The sequence below is a fragment of the Kitasatospora sp. NPDC096147 genome, assembly GCF_044763225.1.
Lineage (GTDB): Bacteria > Actinomycetota > Actinomycetes > Streptomycetales > Streptomycetaceae > Kitasatospora.
This window is the reverse complement of sequence record NZ_JBIWFX010000001.1, coordinates 1047334-1067328: the sequence shown is the minus strand read 5'-3', so window position 1 is coordinate 1067328 and position 19995 is coordinate 1047334. Positions and strand designations below refer to the sequence as shown.

20 protein-coding genes are annotated in these 19995 nt (G+C 73.0%); 11 read left to right on the top strand and 9 right to left on the bottom strand.

Annotation, left to right across the window (positions count from 1 at the left end; genetic code table 11):
• Nucleotides 1-18: 18 nt before the first annotated feature.
• Nucleotides 19-1371 (bottom strand): hypothetical protein, encoded by a 1353-nt coding sequence (locus ACIRBX_RS04615; RefSeq protein WP_402293688.1) that lies wholly within the window; start codon nt 1369-1371, stop codon nt 19-21.
• Nucleotides 1371-2276 (bottom strand): hypothetical protein, encoded by a 906-nt coding sequence (locus ACIRBX_RS04610; RefSeq protein ID WP_402293687.1) that lies wholly within the window; start codon nt 2274-2276, stop codon nt 1371-1373. Before ACIRBX_RS04610 ends, ACIRBX_RS04615 begins: the two co-directional genes overlap by 1 nt.
• Before the next feature lie 286 nt (nt 2277-2562).
• Here ACIRBX_RS04610 and ACIRBX_RS04605 point away from each other — a divergent pair, with 286 nt between their 5' ends.
• From ACIRBX_RS04605 to ACIRBX_RS04585, 5 genes are all read left to right on the top strand, one after another.
• Nucleotides 2563-2763, top strand: coding sequence for a hypothetical protein (locus ACIRBX_RS04605; protein WP_402293686.1), 201 nt, complete (start codon nt 2563-2565; stop codon nt 2761-2763).
• A gap of 23 nt (nt 2764-2786) precedes the next feature.
• The gene (locus tag ACIRBX_RS04600; protein ID WP_402293685.1) at nt 2787-4037 is read left to right on the top strand and encodes an RCC1 domain-containing protein; all 1251 of its coding nucleotides are present in this window, start codon (nt 2787-2789) and stop codon (nt 4035-4037) included.
• A gap of 19 nt (nt 4038-4056) precedes the next feature.
• Nucleotides 4057-5277 (top strand): RCC1 domain-containing protein, encoded by a 1221-nt coding sequence (locus ACIRBX_RS04595; protein WP_402293684.1) that lies wholly within the window; start codon nt 4057-4059, stop codon nt 5275-5277.
• Nucleotides 5278-5398: 121 nt separating this feature from the next.
• On the top strand, nt 5399-6727 hold the full coding sequence (gene paaK, locus ACIRBX_RS04590) for a phenylacetate--CoA ligase PaaK (protein WP_402293683.1): 1329 nt from the start codon (nt 5399-5401) through the stop codon (nt 6725-6727).
• Nucleotides 6728-6813: 86 nt separating this feature from the next.
• Nucleotides 6814-7068 carry a hypothetical protein gene (locus ACIRBX_RS04585; protein ID WP_402293682.1) on the top strand — a complete coding sequence of 85 codons (255 nt, stop codon included), beginning with the start codon at nt 6814-6816 and terminating at the stop codon, nt 7066-7068.
• Between the two features lie 460 nt (nt 7069-7528).
• Here the strand turns inward: ACIRBX_RS04585 and ACIRBX_RS04580 are convergent, their stop codons facing one another.
• From ACIRBX_RS04580 to ACIRBX_RS04555, 6 genes are all read right to left on the bottom strand, one after another.
• A complete protein-coding gene (locus tag ACIRBX_RS04580; protein WP_402293680.1) occupies nt 7529-7690 on the bottom strand; it encodes a hypothetical protein in 162 nt (53 codons plus the stop codon).
• A 59-nt stretch (nt 7691-7749) separates the two neighbouring features.
• Entirely contained in the window at nt 7750-8256 is a 507-nt protein-coding gene (locus tag ACIRBX_RS04575; RefSeq protein ID WP_402293678.1) for an HD domain-containing protein, read from the bottom strand.
• The gene (locus tag ACIRBX_RS04570; RefSeq protein ID WP_402293677.1) at nt 8250-9509 is read right to left on the bottom strand and encodes a cytochrome P450; all 1260 of its coding nucleotides are present in this window, start codon (nt 9507-9509) and stop codon (nt 8250-8252) included. Before ACIRBX_RS04570 ends, ACIRBX_RS04575 begins: the two co-directional genes overlap by 7 nt.
• Before the next feature lie 212 nt (nt 9510-9721).
• Nucleotides 9722-10531: a peptidoglycan-binding protein gene (locus ACIRBX_RS04565; RefSeq protein ID WP_402293676.1), complete on the bottom strand. Its 810-nt coding sequence runs from the start codon at nt 10529-10531 to the stop codon at nt 9722-9724.
• A gap of 123 nt (nt 10532-10654) precedes the next feature.
• Nucleotides 10655-12289 carry a D-alanyl-D-alanine carboxypeptidase/D-alanyl-D-alanine-endopeptidase gene (gene dacB / locus ACIRBX_RS04560; protein WP_402293675.1) on the bottom strand — a complete coding sequence of 545 codons (1635 nt, stop codon included), beginning with the start codon at nt 12287-12289 and terminating at the stop codon, nt 10655-10657.
• A 180-nt stretch (nt 12290-12469) separates the two neighbouring features.
• Nucleotides 12470-12745 carry a hypothetical protein gene (locus tag ACIRBX_RS04555; RefSeq protein WP_402293674.1) on the bottom strand — a complete coding sequence of 92 codons (276 nt, stop codon included), beginning with the start codon at nt 12743-12745 and terminating at the stop codon, nt 12470-12472.
• A 120-nt stretch (nt 12746-12865) separates the two neighbouring features.
• On the opposite strand from ACIRBX_RS04555, the gene ACIRBX_RS04550 reads away from it, so the two are divergent.
• The gene (locus ACIRBX_RS04550) at nt 12866-13150 is read left to right on the top strand and encodes a DUF2277 domain-containing protein (RefSeq protein ID WP_402293673.1); all 285 of its coding nucleotides are present in this window, start codon (nt 12866-12868) and stop codon (nt 13148-13150) included.
• Between the two features lie 12 nt (nt 13151-13162).
• On the opposite strand, the gene ACIRBX_RS04545 is transcribed toward ACIRBX_RS04550, so the two are convergent.
• Nucleotides 13163-13894: a FadR/GntR family transcriptional regulator gene (locus tag ACIRBX_RS04545; RefSeq protein ID WP_402293672.1), complete on the bottom strand. Its 732-nt coding sequence runs from the start codon at nt 13892-13894 to the stop codon at nt 13163-13165.
• 119 nt (nt 13895-14013) lie between these two features.
• Between ACIRBX_RS04545 and ACIRBX_RS04540 the strand changes: the two genes are divergently transcribed.
• The 5 genes from ACIRBX_RS04540 (at nt 14014) to ACIRBX_RS04520 (ending at nt 19992) form a co-directional block, all read left to right on the top strand.
• Complete coding sequence (locus ACIRBX_RS04540) at nt 14014-14754, top strand: Mut7-C RNAse domain-containing protein (protein WP_402293671.1); 741 nt, start codon at nt 14014-14016, stop codon at nt 14752-14754.
• Between the two features lie 142 nt (nt 14755-14896).
• On the top strand, nt 14897-16435 hold the full coding sequence (locus ACIRBX_RS04535; RefSeq protein WP_402293670.1) for an amino acid permease: 1539 nt from the start codon (nt 14897-14899) through the stop codon (nt 16433-16435).
• Nucleotides 16432-17790 (top strand): glutamine synthetase family protein, encoded by a 1359-nt coding sequence (locus tag ACIRBX_RS04530; RefSeq protein ID WP_402293669.1) that lies wholly within the window; start codon nt 16432-16434, stop codon nt 17788-17790. Before ACIRBX_RS04535 ends, ACIRBX_RS04530 begins: the two co-directional genes overlap by 4 nt.
• A gap of 58 nt (nt 17791-17848) precedes the next feature.
• Complete coding sequence (locus ACIRBX_RS04525; protein WP_402293668.1) at nt 17849-19219, top strand: aldehyde dehydrogenase family protein; 1371 nt, start codon at nt 17849-17851, stop codon at nt 19217-19219.
• A gap of 5 nt (nt 19220-19224) precedes the next feature.
• Nucleotides 19225-19992, top strand: coding sequence for a 3-oxoacyl-ACP reductase (locus ACIRBX_RS04520; protein ID WP_402293667.1), 768 nt, complete (start codon nt 19225-19227; stop codon nt 19990-19992).
• The last annotated feature ends 3 nt before the right edge of the window (nt 19993-19995 follow it).

The following is a 19995-nucleotide window of genomic DNA, read 5'->3' as shown; positions in this document are numbered from 1 at the left end:
CGGGCGGCCCGTGCCGTGCTACGGCTGGAGCGGGACGGAGCGGGTCCGGAGTCCTGCGGGCGGGGCGTCCAGGGTGAGCAGCCGCTGGTCCGCCCCCGGGGTGTTGTCCGGGGTGCCGCCGCTCGGGCGGGCGGTGCCGCAGCGCTGGAGCTCCACCTCGTTCAGCGGGCCGGTGCGCTGGAAGTACCGGTCCGGGAGGGAGGCGGCCGGTACGTCGAAGACGGCGTCCAGCCGGTAGGCGTTGCGGGAGTTGGTGAAGGTGCCCACCACCCGCTCCCGGGCCGGTTGCACCTCGATCCAACTCACTTCGCCCGGCTGGATGGTGGGGTTGAGGGACTTGGTGGTGGTCCGGCTCCAGGTCAGCGGATTGCTGGTGGAGACAGCCGCCGGATTGCCGCCGCCGGCCGCGAAACCGGCCGCCACCTGGGCGGCCAGGTGGGGGCGGCTCACCGAGATGTCGGCCCGGTCCGGGGTGAGCGGGGTGCCCTTGAGCGCGTAGTACTGGGTCAGGTTGTCGTACGGGGGCTCGGTGTTGGTCATCGGGTGGTCGTCCACCACCGTGTTGCGGGTGCAGTTGACGTACACCTCGCCGATGATCCGGGTCCGCCCGTAGTACGGGTAGGAGTAGCGCCGGTCGACGGTGAACCGGCAGGCGGCGGCGGACCCTTCGCAGTCGTCCACCGCCACGCCCGGCTCCAGGGTGGCCACGCCGTTGTACGCGGCCGGGCCGGGCAGCCGCTCCTTGGCGACCTTCTGGTCGACCGGGGCGGGCACCTGCTCGGCCGTCACGTTGGTGATCAGCGGACCGCAGGAGAGCGAGCGGGTCTCCTCGGAGTCGAAGGAGACCATCGGGTTGTCCTCGGTGGCGGTGAAGTCGAAGGTCCGACCGGTGGTCCAACTCGGCGTTCCCACCTGGTCGGTGCCGTTGGTGGTGACCCGGGGGTCCGGCGGAATGCCGGTCGGGACGACCAGCGAGACGTTGTAGGTCTGACCGTCCTTCACCTGCTCCGGCTTGCAGGAGGGGTGGGTGCTCGGGCTGTCGTCCCAGCGCAGGGTGACCTGGGAGCCGTTCTTCACCCCCCAGAGCCGGGTGCGCATCGAGCGCGGTGCGCCGTTCCAGTTCAGCGAGGTGGCCTGGTACCCCTGCGGGTGCCCGGCCAGTGCCTTGCCGAAGACCACCGCGTTGGTGTCCGGGTACCAGTCGGCGTGGCCGGCCTGGGTGCCGTTGTCGGGGGCGGTGGGGCGGGCGAAGGTGCCGTTGGGCACCTGGACGGCCACGGGTGCAGCAGCGTGCGCCGGTGGTACGAGGGCGCAGGAGAGCGCGAGCACGGTCAGCGGGGAGGCCGTGCGGAGCAGCTGGTGACGGCGCATCAGCAGAACCACCACTCGCTCGGCGGCACCACGGCGTCGCCCGGCCCGACCGAGGCGGTCAGCGCGTTCGGCAGCGCACAGAGCTCGTTCGCGGCGGCGTTCGGCGGCTCGTCCCGGGCGACCTTGCCGAAGTCGGCGACGGCCTGGGTCTCCTTGGCGATGCCGTCCTTCTCGGCCTTGCCGTCGCCGGCCACGCTGCCCAGGCACTCCCTGCTGGTGGGCGGGCAGGCGTCGATCCTCTCCTTGCCGCCCGCCACGTCCTTGCAGGCGGGGCTGCCGGCGGCCTCCCCCGCGCAGGGGTCGTTGTCACCGGGCTTGGCGGGGGTGCTGAGCGGAGGCGCAGTCTGCTTGGCCATCACGTTGGCGATCATCGGCCCGCAGTTGGGCACCTTGGCGACGGTGGAGTCGAAGGTGACCTGCGGCGCGTCCTCGGCGGCGGTGAAGGAGTAGGTCCGACCGGTGAACCAGCTCGCCGCGCCGGTCGCCTCCGTGGTGCTGAAGCTGCCCGCCGGGTTGCTCGTACCAGCCACGGTCACGGTGTAGCCGAGGCGTCCGCTGCCCTTCGCCGCGCAGTCCCCCGGGCCGTCGTCCCAGCTGAGGGTGACGGTGGCACCGGCCCGGACCCCGCGAAGGCGGCTGCTGAGCGCCACGTTCGTGCCGTCCCAGCCGAGCGACGCGGCCTGGTAGCCCCGCGGATGCTTGACCCTGGCGGCCGAGCCGACCCCGGCGCCGCTCCATCCGTCGATCCAAGCCGCCCAGGACTTGCCGTCCGGCACCGTCGGCGACGAGAAGGTGCCGTTCACCACCACGGCCGGCTCGGTGTCCTCCGCCGCCGCCGGACCCGCCAGGGCCAGTGAGCTACTGAGGGTGAGGACGAGGAATCTGGCACGTTTCTTCCGCAGCACGGTCGACTCCACTGAACTTGGCTTCTCTGCCGAATGGTTGAGTGACGGTCAGCTGACCGTCACTCACGATCAGCCGCCATCCTTCAATCGGCGATCACGCTCCGCAATCAGAACGGGCCGATAGGGCGAAGACGAACCATCGGTGTGGGCCATTGGCGTGGAAGCCGCCCGGAGGCGGTGAGCCGCGCCGGACCGGCCGGGTAGGTGTTCGAACGATCCCGATCCCCTGTCCCCCAGTGGCCGTGCGCCCACCGCGCCGAGCGGCCCGGATCGTCGAGGAATCCCCATGACCCGCCTGCTCCGCCCTGCCCGCTGCCTGCGGGCCGGGGGTGTCCTGCTCGCCCTCACCGTCCTGTCCCTGACGACCGCTCAGGCCGCCGAGTCCGCCTCGGCCGCCTCGGCCGCCAAGGCCGGCCCCTCGGCCCAGAGCCGCTACTCACCGCTGCACGGGCACACCCCGCTGCACGGCGCCCCCGTCCACCGCTGAACCCCATGACTCCGAAGGAAGAGATGCACCCGCACCGTAAGCTCCGCCGCCTGCCCGTCACCGCCGTCCCCGCCGTGATCGCCGGTCTCACCCTGCTGGGCAGCACCGCCCTGCCCACCTCCGCCGCCTCCGCCTACGACCTGCGGCTGCGCGCCTGGGGCCAGAACACCAACGGCCAACTCGGCGACGGCAGCACCAAGGCCGTCCGGCTCTCGCCCATCTCGGTGGTCGGCCTGTCCGGCGCCGAGGTGAACGGCATCGCGGCCGGCGGCACCGCGAGCGGCTCGGGCGCCTCCGCCGTCCAGACCGGCTTCGCCCTCGCCCTGATGGGCAACGGCACGGTCGAGGCGTGGGGCCGCAACGACAAGGGCCAGCTCGGCAACGGCGCCTCCAGCACCAGTGACGAGTGGTCGGTGCCCAGCCTGGTGCCCGGGCTGACCGGGGTGGAGGCGGTGGCGGCGGGCGGCTCGCACGCCCTCGCTCTGCTCAAGGACGGCACCGTGCGGGCCTGGGGCCTCAACGACAAGGGGCAGTTGGGCGACGGCACCACCACGGACGCCAAGCTCCCGGTCACCGTCGCCGGCCTGGACGAGGTGCAGGCCATCGCGGCCGGCGACGCGTTCAGCATGGCGCTGCTCAAGGACGGGACGGTGAAGACTTGGGGCAGCAACGACAAGAGCCAGCTCGGCATCACCCCCAAGGGAGCCCCGGCCACGCCCGCCGCCCCGGCCAGCCGCACCACCGCCGTCGCGGTACCGGAGCTGAACACGGTGAAGAGCATCACGGCCGGCGCCACCCACGCCCTGGCCCTGCTCGCCGACGGCACGGCGGTGGCCTGGGGCAACAACGACAAGGGCCAGCTCGGCGACGACACGGTCGTCAATAAGTCCTACCCCGTCCCGGTGTTGGGACTCAAGAAGGTCTCGGCCCTGTCCGCCGGGGCCTCCCACAGTCTCGCCCTGCTGGAGGACCGGACGGTACGGGGCTGGGGCCTGAACACCAACGGCCAGGTGGGCGACGACACCGTGACCCAGCGGAACACCATCGTCCCGGTGGCGGGCCTGACCGGGGCGATCGCCATCGCCTCCGGTGCCTCGCACAACCTGGCGGTCCTCGCCGACGGCACCGTGAAGGCCTGGGGCCTGAACGACAAGGGCCAGCTCGGCGACGGCACCGTCCTCCAGCGCAACACCCCGATCCAGGTGCTGGCCAAGTCCGGCAGCGTCTCGCTGATCGCAGCACCCTCCAACGGCCAGTTCAGCCTGGCGCGTTGACACCTCCGAAAGGCCCGTGATGACCCACTCCCGCCGCACCCGCCGTACCCTTGCCGCCACCCTCGCGGCCCTGGCGATAGCCGCCCCGCTCGCGCTGCCGGCCGCCACCGCGCAGGCCCAGGAGAAGCGCCTCAAGTCCTGGGGCAACAACCGCTCCGGCCAGCTCGGCGACGGCACCTGGACCGACTTCCGCACCACCGCCACCACCGTGCTCGGCCTGACCAGTGCCGAGGTGGTGAAGATCGCTGCCGGTGGCGCGGGCGCTCACAACGGGCACGGCCTCGCCCTGCTCACCGACCGCACGGTGCAGAGCTGGGGGTCCAACAACTCCGGCCAGCTGGGCGACGGTTCGGTCTTCAGCCACAACGCGCCGGGCCAGGTGGTCAACCTCTCCAACGCCACCGACATCGCGGCGGGTGGCACCCACAGTCTGGCCCTGCTGGCCGACCGCACGGTGGTCTCCTGGGGCCACAACAATTACGGGCAGCTGGGCAACGGCAGCAACGCCGACAGCTCCGTCCCCGTCCGGGTCGAAGGCCTCAACAAGGTGGTGGCCATCGCGGCGGGCCTCAACCACAGCATCGCGCTGCGCGAGGACGGCACCGTCTGGGCCTGGGGCTACAACATCAACGGCCAGCTGGGTGACGGTACTTCGGCCAGCCGCAACGTCCCCTCGCCGGTCTCCGGCCTGACCGGCGTCACCAAGATCGCGGCGGGCTGCGACCACAACCTCGCCCTGACCGGCCCGGCGAGCAGCACCACCAAGCCGACCAGTGGCAACGCCATCAAGGCCTGGGGCTACAACGCCACCGGTCAGCTCGGCGACAACTCCACCATCAACCGCTACACCCCGGTCGACACCCAGGGCATCTGGCTGGGCGGCGTCTCGCAGATCGCGGCGGGCTGCAAGCACAGCCTCGCCGTGACCGACAGCGACAACCGGCTGAAGGCCTGGGGCCATAACACCTCCGGCCAGATCGGCGACGGCACCACCGACTACCGGATCACCCCGGTGCCCGTCCCCTCGCTCACCGGCATCCAACTGGTGGCCGGCGGCCGGGAGCACACCATCGTCCTGCTCGGTGACAACACTGTCCGCTCCTGGGGCAACAACGGCTCCGGCCAGCTCGGCAACGGCACCACCACGGACAGCTCCACCCCGGTCACCTCGCTCACCGCGCTGACCGGCGTCGACAAGCTGGCCGCGCCGGTCGGAGGTGACTTCAGCCTGGCCAACTGACGCCACGCCACCGCCCGCCCGGACCTTGACAGCCCGGGCGGGCGGTGGATTACTGGGCACGGTCTTCGCGCACCAACCGAATGACCGGTCGGAGCGCCCGGTGGCGAAGGAGCTGTGGGACATGGGTGTGCGCCTGGGCGAGCCGTTGCCGGACGAGCTGCTGGACCCGGGCGAGCGGTTGACCCCCGAGCAGTTGAGGGAGCGCCAACTCGCGCTCCTCCAGGCCACCTTGCGCCACGCGTACGACAACGTCGAGCTCTACCGGCGGAAGTTCGACGCCGCCGGGGTCCGCCCCGAGGACTGCCGCACGCTCGCCGACCTGGCCCGCTTCCCGTTCACCACCAAGGCCGACCTGCGGGAGACCTACCCCTACGGGATGTTCGCCGTCCCGATGGACCGGGTCCGCCGGATCCACGCCTCCAGCGGCACCACCGGCCGCCCGACGGTGGTCGGCTACACCGAGGCCGACCTCTCGGTCTGGGCCGACCTGGTGGCCCGCTCCATCCGGGCGGCCGGCGGCCGGGCCGGGCACAAGGTGCACGTCGCCTACGGCTACGGCCTGTTCACCGGCGGCCTCGGCGCCCACGACGGCGCCACCCGGGCGGGCTGCACCGTCATCCCGGCCTCCGGCGGGATGACCGCCCGCCAGGTGCAGCTGATCCGGGACTTGGCGCCGGAGGTCATCATGGTGACCCCGTCCTACCTGCTCACCCTGCTGGACGAGTTCGAGAGGCAGGGCGTCGACCCGCGCTCCACCGGACTGCGGGTGGCGATCCTCGGGGCCGAGCCGTGGACCGAGGAGATGCGCCGGGAGATCGAGGAGCGCACCGGTGTGCACGCCGTCGACATCTACGGCCTCTCCGAGGTGATGGGGCCGGGCGTCGCCCAGGAGTGCGTGGAGACCAAGGACGGCCTGCACGTCTGGGAGGACCACTTCCTGCCCGAGGTGGTCGATCCGCTGACCGACGCGCCGCTCGCCGACGGCGAGCACGGCGAGTTGGTGTTCACCTCGCTCACCAAGGAGGCCCTGCCGGTCATCCGCTACCGCACCCGGGACCTCACCCGGCTGCTGCCGGGCACCGCCCGGCCCGCGTTCCGCCGGATGGAGAAGGTCACCGGCCGCAGCGACGACCTGATCATCCTGCGCGGGGTCAACCTCTTCCCCACCCAGATCGAGGAACTCCTGCTCCGGGTCCCGTCGGTGGCCCCGCACTTCCAGCTCCGGCTGACCCGCCGGGGCCGCCTCGACCACCTCACCGTCCGGGTCGAGGCCCGCCCCGACGCCGACCCCCGGCAGCGGGCCGAGGCCGCGGCGGCGATCGCCCGCGCCGTCAAGGACGGCATCGGCGTGACCGCCGAGGTGGAGGTGGTGGACCCGTACACGCTGGAGCGCTCGGTGGGCAAGATCCAGCGGATCGCCGACCTGCGCTCCACCGATCAGGGCAGCTGACGGCCCGTCGGACGGCAGCGCTGGGTGGCTCCCCGTACGACCGATCATTTCGAACGGGGAACGGACGGGGAACGGACGGGGGCCGGATGCGGGACATCGGCATCTCGACCGGCGGCGTGCGCAGGGCCGGGGCCGTGGGCGGCATGGGGGAGTTCGGCGGGCAGGCCAGGAGCCGCCTCGCGGGCGCACCGGGCGCCGCCACCCGTGACGGCGACGTGGAGCACATCCGGCACGCCGGCTCGCGGCGGAACGTCTGCCTGGACGGCCGGCTGCCGGCCACCGAGAAGGCCGAGGGCTCCCAGCGCGTGCGTGTGGTCCGAGTCTCCCCGAGCTGGTACTGATGACGGCCCGTCAGGCCCGGCCGGTGGCTGGGGTGTTCGCAGTGCAGGTGGCCGTGCTGGGCGGTCTGGCCGTCTGGCGGTACTCGGCCGCGTCCGAGGAGCGGCACCGCGAGGTGCTGCGCAGCTGCCTCGACCTGCCGGCCGGCACCGGCATGCAGGTGGGGGCGTGGGCCGCGCTCGGGTGCGGGCTGGTGGCCCTGCTGGTACCGCTGGTCCTGCGGCTGGCCGGGCGGGCCCGGCTCGGGGCCCTCGGCGTGCTCGCGATGGTGGCCGGGGTCGCCCTGGTGGGGACCGGAGCCTCGAGCTCGGCACCGGCCGCACGCACTGCACCGGGGCCGCCCCGTCCTGGTCGGTGCCGTCCCCCCCGGGTCGGTGCCCTCTCCGCCCTCGGGGCGCTGACCACCGCACGGCCGACGGCCCCCGCACCCGGGAGGGTGCGGGGGCCGTCGGGCCTCACCCGTCAGCGGTCGTCGTCCCCGTCCGTACGGTCGCCCTCGGCCTGCGACTCCTGCCAGGCGTGCGCGGTCTGGTAGGAGGTGATGCCCTCCTCGGGGTCGGCCGCCCGGACGTCCTCCCGGTCGGTGGCGTCCTTCTCGCCGAGCCGCTGCTGCATGTCGGACATGGTGGTGCTCCTCGGGTCGGGGCCTCGCCGCTGCGGGGCCACCTCCCAGCCTGCGCCCGTCAGCCCGTGGCGGCCAGCTCCGCCAGCAGGTGCGGGTTGACCAGCTCCAGCACCGCGCGGACGTCCGCCACCGGCACCGCCGGCCAGAGCACCTCGCGCGCTCCCCGGTACCGCAGCGCCAGCCGGTCCCGGCTCGCCGGTGCCAGCCCGGCCGTCCGGTCCGGGTGGGAGTTGTGCGCGTTGTCCGCGATCTTCACCAGGGCCGCCGCCTGATCACCCGCCACCTGACGGATCATCTCCTCGTACCCGACCCCCGCCACCCGGGTGACCCGCTGCACGGTGGCCACCACGGCGCCCGGCACGCCGGCCCGCAGCAGGTCCTCGGCCGTCAGCTCGGTGTCCTCCAGTACGTCGTGCAGGAGCCCGGCCATCTGCAGTCCGGCCCCGAACGGCGCCAGCCCGGCGGCCACCGCCCGGACGTGGCCGACGTAGGGGACGCCGAGCTTGTCCACCTGCCCGGCGTGGGCCTGCTCGGCCAGTGCGTCGATCTCGTCCAGGGTCAGCATCGGTCCTCCGGCTCTCCACGCTCCGTGGCGCCCCACTGTACGGGCAGCGCCAGCAGTCCCCGGGCCCGCAGCGACGGGCGGTGCCGCAGCTCGTCGGCGGGCCGACCGAGGGTCAGGTCCGGGAAGCGGCGCAGCAGGGCGGTGAGGGCGACCTCGGTCTCCATCCGTGCCAGCGGGGCCCCCAGGCAGTAGTGGATGCCGTGGCCGAGGGCGAGGTGCTGGTTCTCCGACCGGGCGAGGTCGAGGCGGTCCGGCTCGGGGAACTGCCCGGGGTCGCGGTTGGCGGAGGCCAGGGCGAGCAGGACGGTCTCGCCGGCGGGGACGGTGACCCCGCCGATGGCGAGGTCCTCCGTGGTGAACCGGCGGATCGCCAGCGGGGCCGGTCCGTCGTAGCGGGCGAACTCCTCGACGGCGCCGGCGGCCAGTGACGGGTCCTGCCGGAGGGCGGCCGACTGCTCGGGGTGGGTGAGCAGGGCGAGCACGGCGTTCCCGATCAGGTGGACGGTGTTCTCGTACCCGGCGAACAGGATCAGGAAGGCCAGCGAGGTCAGCTCGTCCTCACCGAGGGCGCCGCCGGTCTCGTCGTCGCGGACCGCGATCAGTGCGGAGAGCAGGTCGTCACCCGGCTCGTTCCGCTTCCGGGCGATGAGCCCGGTGAAGAAGGCCAGCATCGCTCCGACCGCCGCCTTGGCGTCCTGCGGCCGGGTCGGGTCGGGGGCGACCAGGGTGTCGGTCCAGGCCCGGAAGTCGTGGCGGTGGTCGGCCGGGACGCCGAGCAGGTCGCAGATCACGGTGATCGGAAGCGGTGCGGCGTAGGCGGCGATCAGTTCGGCCCGGCCGAGCGGGGCGATCGCGTCGAGCAGGTCCTCGGCCGTCCGCTCGACGGCGGGGCGCAGGGCTCCGATCCGGGCAGGGGTGAAGGCCCGGGAGACCAGGCGCCGTATCCGGGTGTGGTCGGGCGGGTCCATGTTGAGCAGGTTGGCGTCCAGGGCCGGCGGCAGGGCGAAGCCCCGGTAGTTGCCGGGGGTGGCGTGCCGCTTGTCGAGCGCCAGCCTTGGATCGGCCAGCGCTCGCCGGACGTCGGGGTAGCGGGTCACCAGCCAGACCGGCAGGCCGTCCGGGCCGGTGACGCGGTGCACCGGTCCAGCGGAGCGCAGTGCGGCGTAGCCCGCGTACGGGTCGGCGCTGAGCAAGGCGACCGGGTCGGTGGTGGGCAACGGGGCCGGGGCGGGCGTGGGTTGAGTGGTCGTCACCTGCCTCACCCTAGGCGCCGCCGGGGCCGCCACCCCGTGGTGGTGCGGGTCGGGGGTGGGTTCCGGCTCTGGTGGTCGGACCGGTCGGGGCGAGTGGCGTGGTGACGGTCCTCCCGGTCCGGTACGGCGGCCCGCCGGTGTGCGGGCCGCCGGTGGGAGGTGAGTCGGCGGGAGGGTGCCCTGCCTGCGGAGACCCTGCGGAGGCGTCCGGATCAGATCCGGTCGCCGAACTCCTGCTGGAGGCGGTGGAGTTGGCGGGGGCCGGGGATGCCGTCGGCGTCCGGGCCGGTGTCGCCGATGCGGAGTTGGTAGGCGCGCATGGAGGCGGTGTCGGCCGGGCCCCAGTCGGGGCCGGGGCCGACGGTGTAGTGGGAGCAGCCGGCCGCGACCAGCAGGCGGCCCATGGTGGTGACGTGGGGGCCGTGCGAGCCGGGGCCGTAGGGGTGGCCGTCGATGACCACCTGACGGGGGATCAGGGGGGTGGGCAGGTCGGACTCGTCGGCCTGCTGGCCGAACCAGGTGACGCCGGGGCGGGAGCGCCAGGCCGGGTCGGCGCAGACCAGGCCCTCGGGGAAGTCGGGGTAGCCGTAGGAGTCGACGTAGGCGGAGCGGCGGCGGTAGGTGCGCTGGTAGACGCCGTCGCCGTTGGCGGAGCCGTCGTCGTTGGTGTTCCCGGCGATCACGGTGATGATGTCGGGGGTGTAGGCGGTCACCAGGCCGGTGTGCTCGCCGCCGGCGCCGTACGGGCCGTCCGGGGTGCCGAAGAGCACCTGGGCGCCGACGGCGGGGTAGACCGAGAGGCGGTCGCGGCGGTCGAACCAGGCCCGGGCGGCGGCGCAGGAGGCGGTGTCGGGGTAGCGCCCGGCGTTCCCGCTCTCGGCGGCGACGGCGGCAACGAAGTCGGCGCACCAGCTCTCGGCCGGGCGTCCCATCGCGGTGGAGAAGCGGTTGCGGTTGCCCGCGCCCTCGCGGTAGCCGAGGTGGCTCCGGGCGGTCTGCAGCATGGCCCGTGCACCGGACATGGTCTGTCTCCTGACGAATAGGCGAGCGGGCCCTGCCAAACGAAGTTCGGCAGGGCCCGGTTACGGAACGTCAGGTTCCGTCGGGAGCGCGTCCAGGGGCGCGCGGGGTACTCGGCGGGGCACTCAGCAGCGGCCGAGCGTCTCGCACTCCTCCCAGCGGGTGGCCGGCACCAGGGTCTGGTCCGGGGCGGTGGCGGACGGCGCCTGGAAGGAGCGGGCGGCGGGGGCGTTGGCTCCGCCGGCCGGGGCCTTGGCCGGGGCCGAGGCGGCCGGGGCCGGGGCCGGGCCGGCGGCCAGGCGGACCGCGATGGCGTCCAGGACGAAGCGCGGGCGGGCGCCCGGGAAGTTGTTGAGCATCGCGGAGAAGGCCAGGCGGCGGCCGTCCGGGGCGGTGGCGTAGCCGATCAGGTTGTCGACACCGCTCATCGAGCCGCTCTTCGCGTGCACGTTGTTCTCGGCGGCGGTGCCGCGCATCCGGGCGGCCAGCGTGCCGCCGACCATCCGCTCCTGGTTGCCCGCCACCGGGAGGGCGTCGTACCAGGTCTTGAACCACGGCTTGCGGGTGGCCAGGTCGAGCAGCTGGGTGAGCTTGCCCGGGGTGACCAGGTCGTAGCGGGACAGGCCGGAGCCGTCCACCTGACGGCCCGTCGGGAGCTCCAGGCCGTTGGTCTTCAGGAAGCCGTTCACCTGGGTGGCGCCGGCGCCCCAGGTGCCCTGGCCGCCCTTGACCTTGCCGATCTCCTTGATCAGGTGCTCGGCGATGCCGTTGTTGCTGATCTTGAGCATCGGGACGATCAGCTTGCCCAGCGGCTCGGAGGAGTGCGAGGCCAGCGGCTGGGCGGTCTCGGTGCCGGTGGCGGCCTTCGCCGGGCGGGTGACGTCGACGCCGGCCCGCTTGAGGGAGCCCGCGAAGACCTCGCCGGTGTAGGCGGCCGGGCCCTCGACGGTGACCAGCGAGTCGACCGGGGCGGCGCCCGCGGCCAGACTGCCGGAGAGCGAGATCTCGTTGACCCCGCGCTTGCGCTCGACGCCGCTGGAGTTGCCGGAGCCGGCCGCGCCGGTGGTGATCTGGCCGGTGAACTTGACCGGGGCCTCGGCCGGGAAGGTGGTGACCTTGGCGGGCTGGCCGGCCGTGGTCGGGGTGACGGTCACCTTCACGGTGTCCATCGAGTACTCGGAGTCCGGCGCCACGGTCAGCGCGGAGATCTGCGGGCTGTAGGAGTAGGGCTCGTCGTCCCAGGCCCAGCCCGGGCCGAGCGGCACGGAGTCGTAGCGGGTGGCGTCGGTGAGCACCCGGCCGGTGACGGTGGTGATGCCGGCCGCGGCCACCTGCTTGGCCAGGTCGTCCAGGTCGGCGGGCCGCAGGCTCGGGTCGCCGCCGCCGCGCAGCACGACGTCGCCGACCAGGACGGAGCCGTAGCGGCTGCCGGTGGTGAGCACCTGGGTGGTGAAGACGTGGTTCTCGCCGAGCAGGTCGAGGGCGGCGGCGGTCGTGACGGTCTTCAGCACCGAGGCCGGGGTGAGCAGGGCGTTCTGCCCGCGCTGGTAGACCACCTGGCCGGTGGTGGTGTCGATGACCTGGACGCCGGCCTGCGCGTTGGCCAGCGCCGGGGTGGCGAGGATCGCGTCCAGGTCGGCGACCAGCTTCGGGTCGGCCGGGGTGGAGGTGTCGGCCTGGGCGACGCCCGCGAGCAGCGAGGCGGCGACGGCGACGGCGGCGAAGGGCAGGACGTGGCGGCGTGTGGTGCGCAGCGACAAGTGGAGCTCCCGGACTCTCGGACGTGACGGGGCGCGCGGAAGCGCGTCCGCGCCCGACAGACCGGTGCGGAACAGGCCAAAGCCCCCCGTTGGCGTGCACAGACTAGCAGTTGACGAACAGTCCGATGATCGTCGGCGGGGGGCTCGGGCGGGGGTGGACGTACTGGGGATCGTGCCTGGTCAGAGCCGGGGTGCGCGGGCGTCGCCCGCCTTGGTGGCCTCGACCATGGCCTGGTGCAGATTGCGGGCGGTGGTCTCGTCGGCGGCCGGCAGCGGACTGCCGAGCACGGTGAACCAGTCCTGTGCACCGGTGTACTGGACGGTGATCTTCACCTGGCCCTCCACCCAGGTGGTGTGGAGGGTCAGATTGCCGGTGATCGCGCCGAGCTCCTCGGTGTGCACGCCGCCGTGCCCGGCGTGGATGCCTTGGGTGGTCCAGGTGGCCCACGTCTCCACGGTTCCTCCTGCTGCCTGTCCGGGGGTGATCATGCGTCAAGCAGGTACCTGGCCACGGTACCCCGGCGGGGCGGTCATCACCCCCTGCCACCTGTCAGGGGCGCGGCGCACACTGGGGGCATGTGCCGATCGATCAAGACCCTGCGCGCGCCGGTCACCCCCGAGGTCACCGAGGACGACATCCACGCCGCCGCCCTGCAGTACGTCCGGAAGGTCTCGGGCTTCCGGGCGCCGGCCGCGCACAACCAGGAGGCGTTCGAGCAGGCGGTGGCGGCGGTCACCGAGGCCACCCGGGAGCTGCTCGCCCGTCTGGTGGTCCGGGGACAGCACCCGCACCCGCACGACCACGAGCATGACCACGAGCACCCGCACGGCCACCAGCACGACCACGAGCACCAGCACTGAGGGAGCGGCGGCTCAGCCGAGGAAGCCCCGGAGCAGTGCGGCGGTCGCCTCCAGGTGCTCCTCGGTGCTGCGCCGGGCGGCGGCCACGTCCCCGTCGAGGATGGCCCGGACCATGGCGCGGTGCTGCTCCGAGGCGTGCTCGATGTTGCGGCCGAGCACCGGGATGGCGTTCAGCAGGTCGTTCAGCCGCATCCGGCCGGCCGCCACCCCGGCGGCCAGCGAGGGGGAGCCGGTGAGCTCGGCGATCGCCAGGTGGAAGCGGGAGTCCAGCTGCCGGTAGTCGGCCGGGTCGCACTCCTCCAGTTCGGCCAGCCGCCGTTCCAGGTGGTCGCGCTGGGCGGGGGTGAGGGTCCGGCGGGCGGCCTGCTCGGAGGCGCCCGTCTCCAGCACCAGCCGGTAGGTCAGCGCGTCCTCCAGCTCCGCGCCCATGTCCTGGACGGCGCGCCGGAGTTGGCCCAGGTCGGGCGGGGGCAGCCGGTAGGTGACGAAGGTGCCGCCGTAGCGGCCCCGGCGGGGCTCGACGCAGCCGGCCTGCTGGAGCGAGCGGAGCGCCTCGCGCAGGGTCTCCCGGCTGACCCCGAGGCGGGTGGCCAGTTCGCGTTCGGGCGGCAGGCGCTCGCCGTGCGCGAAGACGCCGAGCTTGAGTGCGGCGAGGATCCGCTCGACGGTCTCCTCGAAGGCGTTGCCGGTCCGCACCGGACGCAGTACGGCCGCGCCCCGCGGGTCCATGCCGTCGTCAGCCACGGGAGGATCGTACCCGCGTGCGGTGCGGCGGGGCGGGGCCCGTTCCGAGGGGTGGGACGGGGCCGGGGAACGGAGAAAAGCCGAGGCGGGAGAAGGTGCGCTGCTGGCATGCTGCTCCCGTGGACAAGCCTGAGATCGCCATCGACTTCGCCCCCGAGCTGCACCTCTTCGTCAGCTCCCGCCGCCGGGACGGATGGTCGGAGCTGCGGACCGACGGGACCTCGACGCTGGGGCACGTGGTGGAGTCGCTGGGCGTGCCGCTGACCGAGGTCGGGGCGTTCGAGACCGGGGAGGGCGCACCGCTGGCCGCCTCGCACGTGCCGGTGGACGGCGAGCGGATCGCCGTCCGACCGGTCGTCAGGCCGCAGGCGCTGCCCGGTCCGCCGCGCTTCCTGCTGGACGTGCACCTGGGCACGCTGGCCCGCCGGCTGCGGCTGCTCGGGGTGGACGCCGCGTACGAGAACACCGACATCGGGGACCCGGCGCTGTCCGCCCGCTCGGCGGCCGAGCAGCGGGTGATGCTGTCCCGGGACCGGGGGCTGCTGCACCGGCGCGAGCTGTGGGCGGGGGCGTACGTCTACAGCCACCGTCCGGCCGAGCAACTGCGGGACGTGCTCTCGCGGTTCGCGCCCCCGCTGGCCCCCTGGACCCGCTGCACCAGCTGCAACGGGGTGCTCCGGGAGGCCGACAAGGCCGAGGTGCGCGAGCAGCTGCGGGACGGCACCGAGAAGTCCTACGACGTCTACGCGCAGTGCGGCGACTGCGGTCAGGTGTACTGGCGCGGGGCGCACCACGCGCAGCTGAGCGGGATCGTCGACGCGGCGGTGGCGGAGTTCGGGGGCGCGCCCGTCACCCGGTGAGCCGCGCGCTCTTGACGGGGCATCAGGGGAAGGGAAACATGCTGCCCACGCCAAAGGTCTGATACCGGTCCTTTGGCTGCCACGACGACGTGGGCGCACGTTTCGGCTTCCTCCCGAACCCCTCAACCCCCAAGGGGTGCGCATGCCTACCGAGCACGACGAGCACGACGCGCACAGACCGGCGGACGACGACGAGCACCGGCTGCGGCAGCTCGGCTACACCCAGGAGCTGGCCCGCTCGATGTCGGGCTTCGCCAACTTCGCCGTCTCCTTCTCGATCGTCTCCATCCTCTCCGGCTGCCTGACCCTCTACGGCTTCGGGCTGAACACCGGCGGCCCCGCCCTGATCACCTGGGGCTGGCCGGTGGTCGGCCTGATGACGCTCTGCGTGGCGCTGGCGATGGCCGAGATCTGCTCCGCCTACCCGACCGCCGGGGGCCTGTACTACTGGGCCGCCAAGCTCTCCCGCCGCAACGGCGCGGCGGCCTCGTGGTTCACCGGCTACTTCAACTTCATGGGCCAGGTGGCCGTCACCGCCGGGGTGGACTTCGGGGCCGCGTTCTTCACCAACGCCTTCCTGGACCTCCAGTGGGGCTACGCCGCCACCACCGGGCACACCATGGTGATCTTCGCGGTGATCCTGTTCCTGCACGGGCTGCTGAACACCCGGGGCGTGCGGCTGGTCGCCCTGCTCAACACGGTGAGCGTCTGGTGGCACGTGGCCGGCGTGACGGTGATCGTCGGCGCCCTGGTGCTGCTGCCGTCCGAACACGCCTCCGCCTCCTTCGTGTTCACCAAGTTCGTGAACAACACCGGCTTCACCAGCGGCTTCTACGTGGCGATGCTCGGCCTGCTGCTGGCCCAGTACACCCTGACCGGCTACGACGCCTCGGCCCACATGACCGAGGAGACCAGGGACGCCGCCCGCTCCGGGCCCAAGGGCATCGTGAACTCGGTGCTGGTCTCGCTGGTGGCCGGCTGGGTGCTGCTGCTCGGCCTGACCTTCGCGATCCGCGACTACGAGGGCGTCACCGGCACCTCGACCGGGGTGCCGCCCGCGCAGATCTTCCTGGACGCGCTCGGCCCGACCGGGGCCAAGCTGCTGCTGCTGATCGTGATCGGCGCCCAGTTCTTCTGCGGGATGGCCTCGGTGACGGCCAACTCCCGGATGATCTACGCCTTCTCGCGGGACGGCGCGCTGCCCGGCTCGCGGATCTGGCACCGGATCAACCCGCGTACCCAGACCCCGACGGCCGCCGTCTGGCTGGCCACCGGCGGCGCCTTCGTGCTGGGCGCGCAGAACCTCTGGAACGCCACCGCCTACGCGGCCGTCACCTCGATCTCCGTCATCGGACTGTACATCGCCTACGTCGTACCGGTGTTCCTGAGACTCCGTCAGGGTGACGCCTTCGAGCGCGGCCCGTGGCACCTGGGCCGGTGGAGCAGGCTGATCGGTAGCGTGGCGGTCGGCTGGACGGCGCTGATCTCGGTGCTGTTCATGCTGCCCACCGTCAGCCCGGTCACCGCCGCGAACTTCAACTACACCCCCGTCGCGGTGGCGGTCGTGCTCGGCTTCGCCGGGGTCTGGTGGCTGGTGTCGGCCCGGCACTGGTTCACCGGCCCGCGGATCACCGCCGACGACGAACCGGTCGACCGCGCGAGCGCTTTGGAGAGCCGATGAGCAGTCCCCGCCTCACCCTCGAACGGCTGCGCGAGCTGGTCGCCGACGGCTCCGTGGACACCGTGGTGCTCGCCCTCACCGACATGCAGGGCCGCCTCCAGGGCAAGCGGATCGCCGCCGGCCACTTCCTGGACGAGGTGGTCGGCCACGCCGCCGAAGGCTGCGGCTACCTGCTCGCGGTGGACGTCGAGATGAACACCGTGGACGGCTACGAGGTCTCCTCCTGGGAGACCGGCTACGGCGACTTCGTGCTCCGGCCGGACTTCGCCACCCTGCGGATGGTGCCCTGGCACCCGGCCACCGCGATGGTCCAGTGCGACGTGCTCCAGCAGGACGGCACCCCGGTGCCGGTCTCCCCGCGCCAGGTGCTGCGGCGCCAGCTGGACCGGCTGGCCGGCTACGGCTGGCAGGCCTACGCGGGCACCGAGCTGGAGTTCATCGTCTTCAAGGACAGCTACGAACAGGCCTGGGACAAGGGCTACTTCGGCCTCACCCCGGTCAACCAGTACAACGTCGACTACTCCATCCTGGGCACCTCCCGGATCGAGCCGCTGCTGCGCCGGCTGCGCAACGAGATGGCCGGCGCCGGCCTCACCGTGGAGTCCGCCAAGGGCGAGTGCAACCTCGGCCAGCACGAGATCGCCTTCAAGTACGGCCCCGCGCTGACCACCTGCGACGACCACGCGGTCTACAAGACCGGCGCCAAGGAGATCGCCGACCAGGCCGGCTACAGCCTCACCTTCATGGCCAAGTACGACGAGCGCGAGGGCAACTCCTGCCACGTCCACCTCAGCCTGCGGGACGAGCACGGCGCCCCGGTGTTCGCCGGGGACGGCCCGCACGGCTTCTCCCGCACCATGGAGCACTTCCTGGCCGGACAGCTGGCCTGCCTGGGCGAGTTCGCCCTGCTGCTGGCGCCCACGGTCAACTCCTACAAGCGCTACGTACCGGGCTCCTTCGCCCCCACCGCCATCGCCTGGGGCCGGGACAACCGGACCTGCGCCCTGCGGGTGGTCGGCCACGGCCCCTCGCTGCGGTTCGAGAACCGGGTGCCCGGCGGGGACGTCAACCCCTACCTGGCGCTGGCCGCGCTGATCGCCGCCGGGCTGCACGGGGTCGAGCACCAGCTGCCGCTGGAGCCGGAGTTCACCGGCAACGCGTACGCCTCCGACGCGCCCAGGGTGCCGTCCACGCTCCGGGACGCGGTGGCCGCGTTCGAGCAGAGCGAGGCGGCGGCGCTGGCCTTCGGCAAGGACGTGGTGCGGCACTACGCGCACGCCGGCCGGGTCGAACTCACCGCCTACGAGGCGGCGGTGACGGACTGGGAGCGCCGCCGTGGGTTCGAGCGCCTGTGACGCCCGCGACGCACCCGACGCCCGTGCACCCCGCTTCGCCGACCGAGGAGAACACCCAGTGACCGCAGCCCCCGACCTCTTCGAGGTGGTCAACCCCGCCACCGAGGAGGTGATCACCACCGTCCCGATGACCTCGCTCGACGGGACCGACGCCGCGATCGCCCGGGCCAAGGCGGCCTTCGAGGGCTGGCGCAAGGTCGCCCCCGCCGACCGGGCCCGGCTGCTGCGGGCCTTCGCCGCCGCCGTGGACGCCGACCGGGAGGAGCTGGCCCGGCTGGAGGTGGCCAACGCCGGCCACACGGTGGGCAACGCCCGCTGGGAGGCGGGCAACGCCCGGGACGTGATCGAGTACTACGCGGCGGCCCCCGAGCGGCTGTTCGGCCGTCAGATCCCGGTGGCCGGCGGGGTGGACCTGACCTTCCAGGAGCCGCTCGGCGTGGTCGGGATCATCGTGCCGTGGAACTTCCCGATGCCGATCGCCGCCTGGGGCTTCGCCCCGGCCCTGGCGGCGGGCAACACGGTGGTGCTCAAGCCCGCCGAGCTGACCCCGCTGACCGCCCTGCGGCTGGCCGAGCTGGCCCGGCGGGCGGGCATCCCGGAGGACGTCTTCCAGGTGCTGCCCGGGCGCGGCCCGGTGGTCGGGGAGCGCTTCGTCACCCACCCGGACGTCCGGAAGGTGGTGTTCACCGGCTCCTCGGCGGTGGGACGCCGGGTGGCGGCCGGCTGCGCGGAGCAAGTCAAGCCGGTGACCCTGGAGTTGGGCGGCAAGAGCGCCAACATCGTGTTCGCCGACGCCGATCTGGCCAAGGCGGCGGCCACCGCCCCGTACGCGGTCTTCGACAACGCCGGGCAGGACTGCTGCGCCCGGTCCCGCATCCTGGTGCAGGCCACCGTGCTGGACGAGTTCATGGCCGGCTTCGAGCGGGCGGTGCGCGCGGTGCGGGTCGGTGACCCGGCCGACGAGAAGACCGAGATGGGCCCGCTGATCTCGGCCGCCCAGCGCGAGCGCGTCGCCGCCTACGTCAAGGACCCGGCCATCACCGGGAGTTGTCCGGACGGGCCGGGCTTCTGGTACCCGCCGACGGTGCTCGCGCCGGTACGGCACGACGACCCGGCGTTCACCGAGGAGATCTTCGGGCCGGTGGTCACCGTGGTGCCGTTCCGGGACGAGGCGGACGCGGTGCGGATCGCCAACGCCACCGAGTACGGCCTCTCCGGCTCGATCTGGACCCGGGACGTGGGCCGCGCCCTGCGGGTCGCCCGGGCCGTCGAGGCCGGCAACCTCTCGGTCAACTCGCACTCCTCGGTGCGCTACTCGACGCCCTTCGGCGGCTTCAAGCAGTCCGGCCTGGGCCGCGAGCTCGGGCCGGACGCCCTGCACGCCTTCACCGAGACCAAGAACGTCTTCATCGCAACGGATCAGGAGTAGCGAAGATGAGCAACCGTCTGGACGGCCGGGTGGCCGTCATCACCGGAGCCGGCAGCGGCATCGGCCTGGCCACCGCCCGGCGGTTCGCCGCCGAGGGCGCCAAGGTGGTCTGCGTGGACCTGGACGAGGAGAGCGGGGAGAAGGCGGCGAACGAGGTCGGCGGCCTGTTCGTCCGGGCCGACGTCACGGACGAGGAGGCCGTCCGGCAGATGTACCAGACCGCCGTGGACACCTACGGCAGCCTGGACATCGCCTTCAACAACGCGGGCATCTCGCCGCCGGACGACGACTCCATCCTGACCACCGGGGTCGAGGCCTGGCAGCGGGTGCAGGACGTCAACCTCAAGAGCGTCTACCTGTGCTGCAAGTACGCCATCCCGCACATGCAGCGGCAGGGCAAGGGCTCGATCATCAACACCGCCTCGTTCGTCGCGGTGATGGGCGCGGCCACCTCGCAGATCTCCTACAGCGCCTCCAAGGGCGGGGTGCTGGCGATGACCCGCGAGCTGGGCGTGCAGTTCGCCCGGGAGGGCATCCGGATCAACGCGCTCTGCCCGGGGCCGGTGAACACGCCGCTGCTCCAGGAGCTGTTCGCCAAGGACCCGGAGCGGGCGGCCCGCCGGCTGGTGCACATCCCGCTGGGCCGGTTCGCCGAGCCCTCCGAGATCGCGGCGGCGGTGGCCTTCCTGGCCAGCGACGACGCGTCCTTCATGACCGCGAACACCTTCCTGGTGGACGGCGGCATCTCGGGCGCGTACGTGACGCCGCAGTAGGGG

Excerpts from the sequence above, each read along its gene's own strand:
- ACIRBX_RS04615 (WP_402293688.1), bottom strand. The coding sequence starts at position 1,371 with ATGCGCCGTCACCAGCTGCTCCGCACGGCCTCCCCGCTGACCGTGCTC.
- ACIRBX_RS04605 (WP_402293686.1), top strand. The coding sequence starts at position 2,563 with ATGACCCGCCTGCTCCGCCCTGCCCGCTGCCTGCGGGCCGGGGGTGTC.
- ACIRBX_RS04600 (WP_402293685.1), top strand. The coding sequence starts at position 2,787 with ATGCACCCGCACCGTAAGCTCCGCCGCCTGCCCGTCACCGCCGTCCCC.
- ACIRBX_RS04595 (WP_402293684.1), top strand. The coding sequence starts at position 4,057 with ATGACCCACTCCCGCCGCACCCGCCGTACCCTTGCCGCCACCCTCGCG.
- paaK (WP_402293683.1), top strand. The coding sequence starts at position 5,399 with ATGGGTGTGCGCCTGGGCGAGCCGTTGCCGGACGAGCTGCTGGACCCG.
- ACIRBX_RS04585 (WP_402293682.1), top strand. The coding sequence starts at position 6,814 with ATGCGGGACATCGGCATCTCGACCGGCGGCGTGCGCAGGGCCGGGGCC.
- ACIRBX_RS04580 (WP_402293680.1), bottom strand. The coding sequence starts at position 7,690 with ATGTCCGACATGCAGCAGCGGCTCGGCGAGAAGGACGCCACCGACCGG.
- ACIRBX_RS04575 (WP_402293678.1), bottom strand. The coding sequence starts at position 8,256 with ATGCTGACCCTGGACGAGATCGACGCACTGGCCGAGCAGGCCCACGCC.
- ACIRBX_RS04565 (WP_402293676.1), bottom strand. The coding sequence starts at position 10,531 with ATGTCCGGTGCACGGGCCATGCTGCAGACCGCCCGGAGCCACCTCGGC.
- ACIRBX_RS04550 (WP_402293673.1), top strand. The coding sequence starts at position 12,866 with ATGTGCCGATCGATCAAGACCCTGCGCGCGCCGGTCACCCCCGAGGTC.
- ACIRBX_RS04535 (WP_402293670.1), top strand. The coding sequence starts at position 14,897 with ATGCCTACCGAGCACGACGAGCACGACGCGCACAGACCGGCGGACGAC.
- ACIRBX_RS04530 (WP_402293669.1), top strand. The coding sequence starts at position 16,432 with ATGAGCAGTCCCCGCCTCACCCTCGAACGGCTGCGCGAGCTGGTCGCC.
- ACIRBX_RS04520 (WP_402293667.1), top strand. The coding sequence starts at position 19,225 with ATGAGCAACCGTCTGGACGGCCGGGTGGCCGTCATCACCGGAGCCGGC.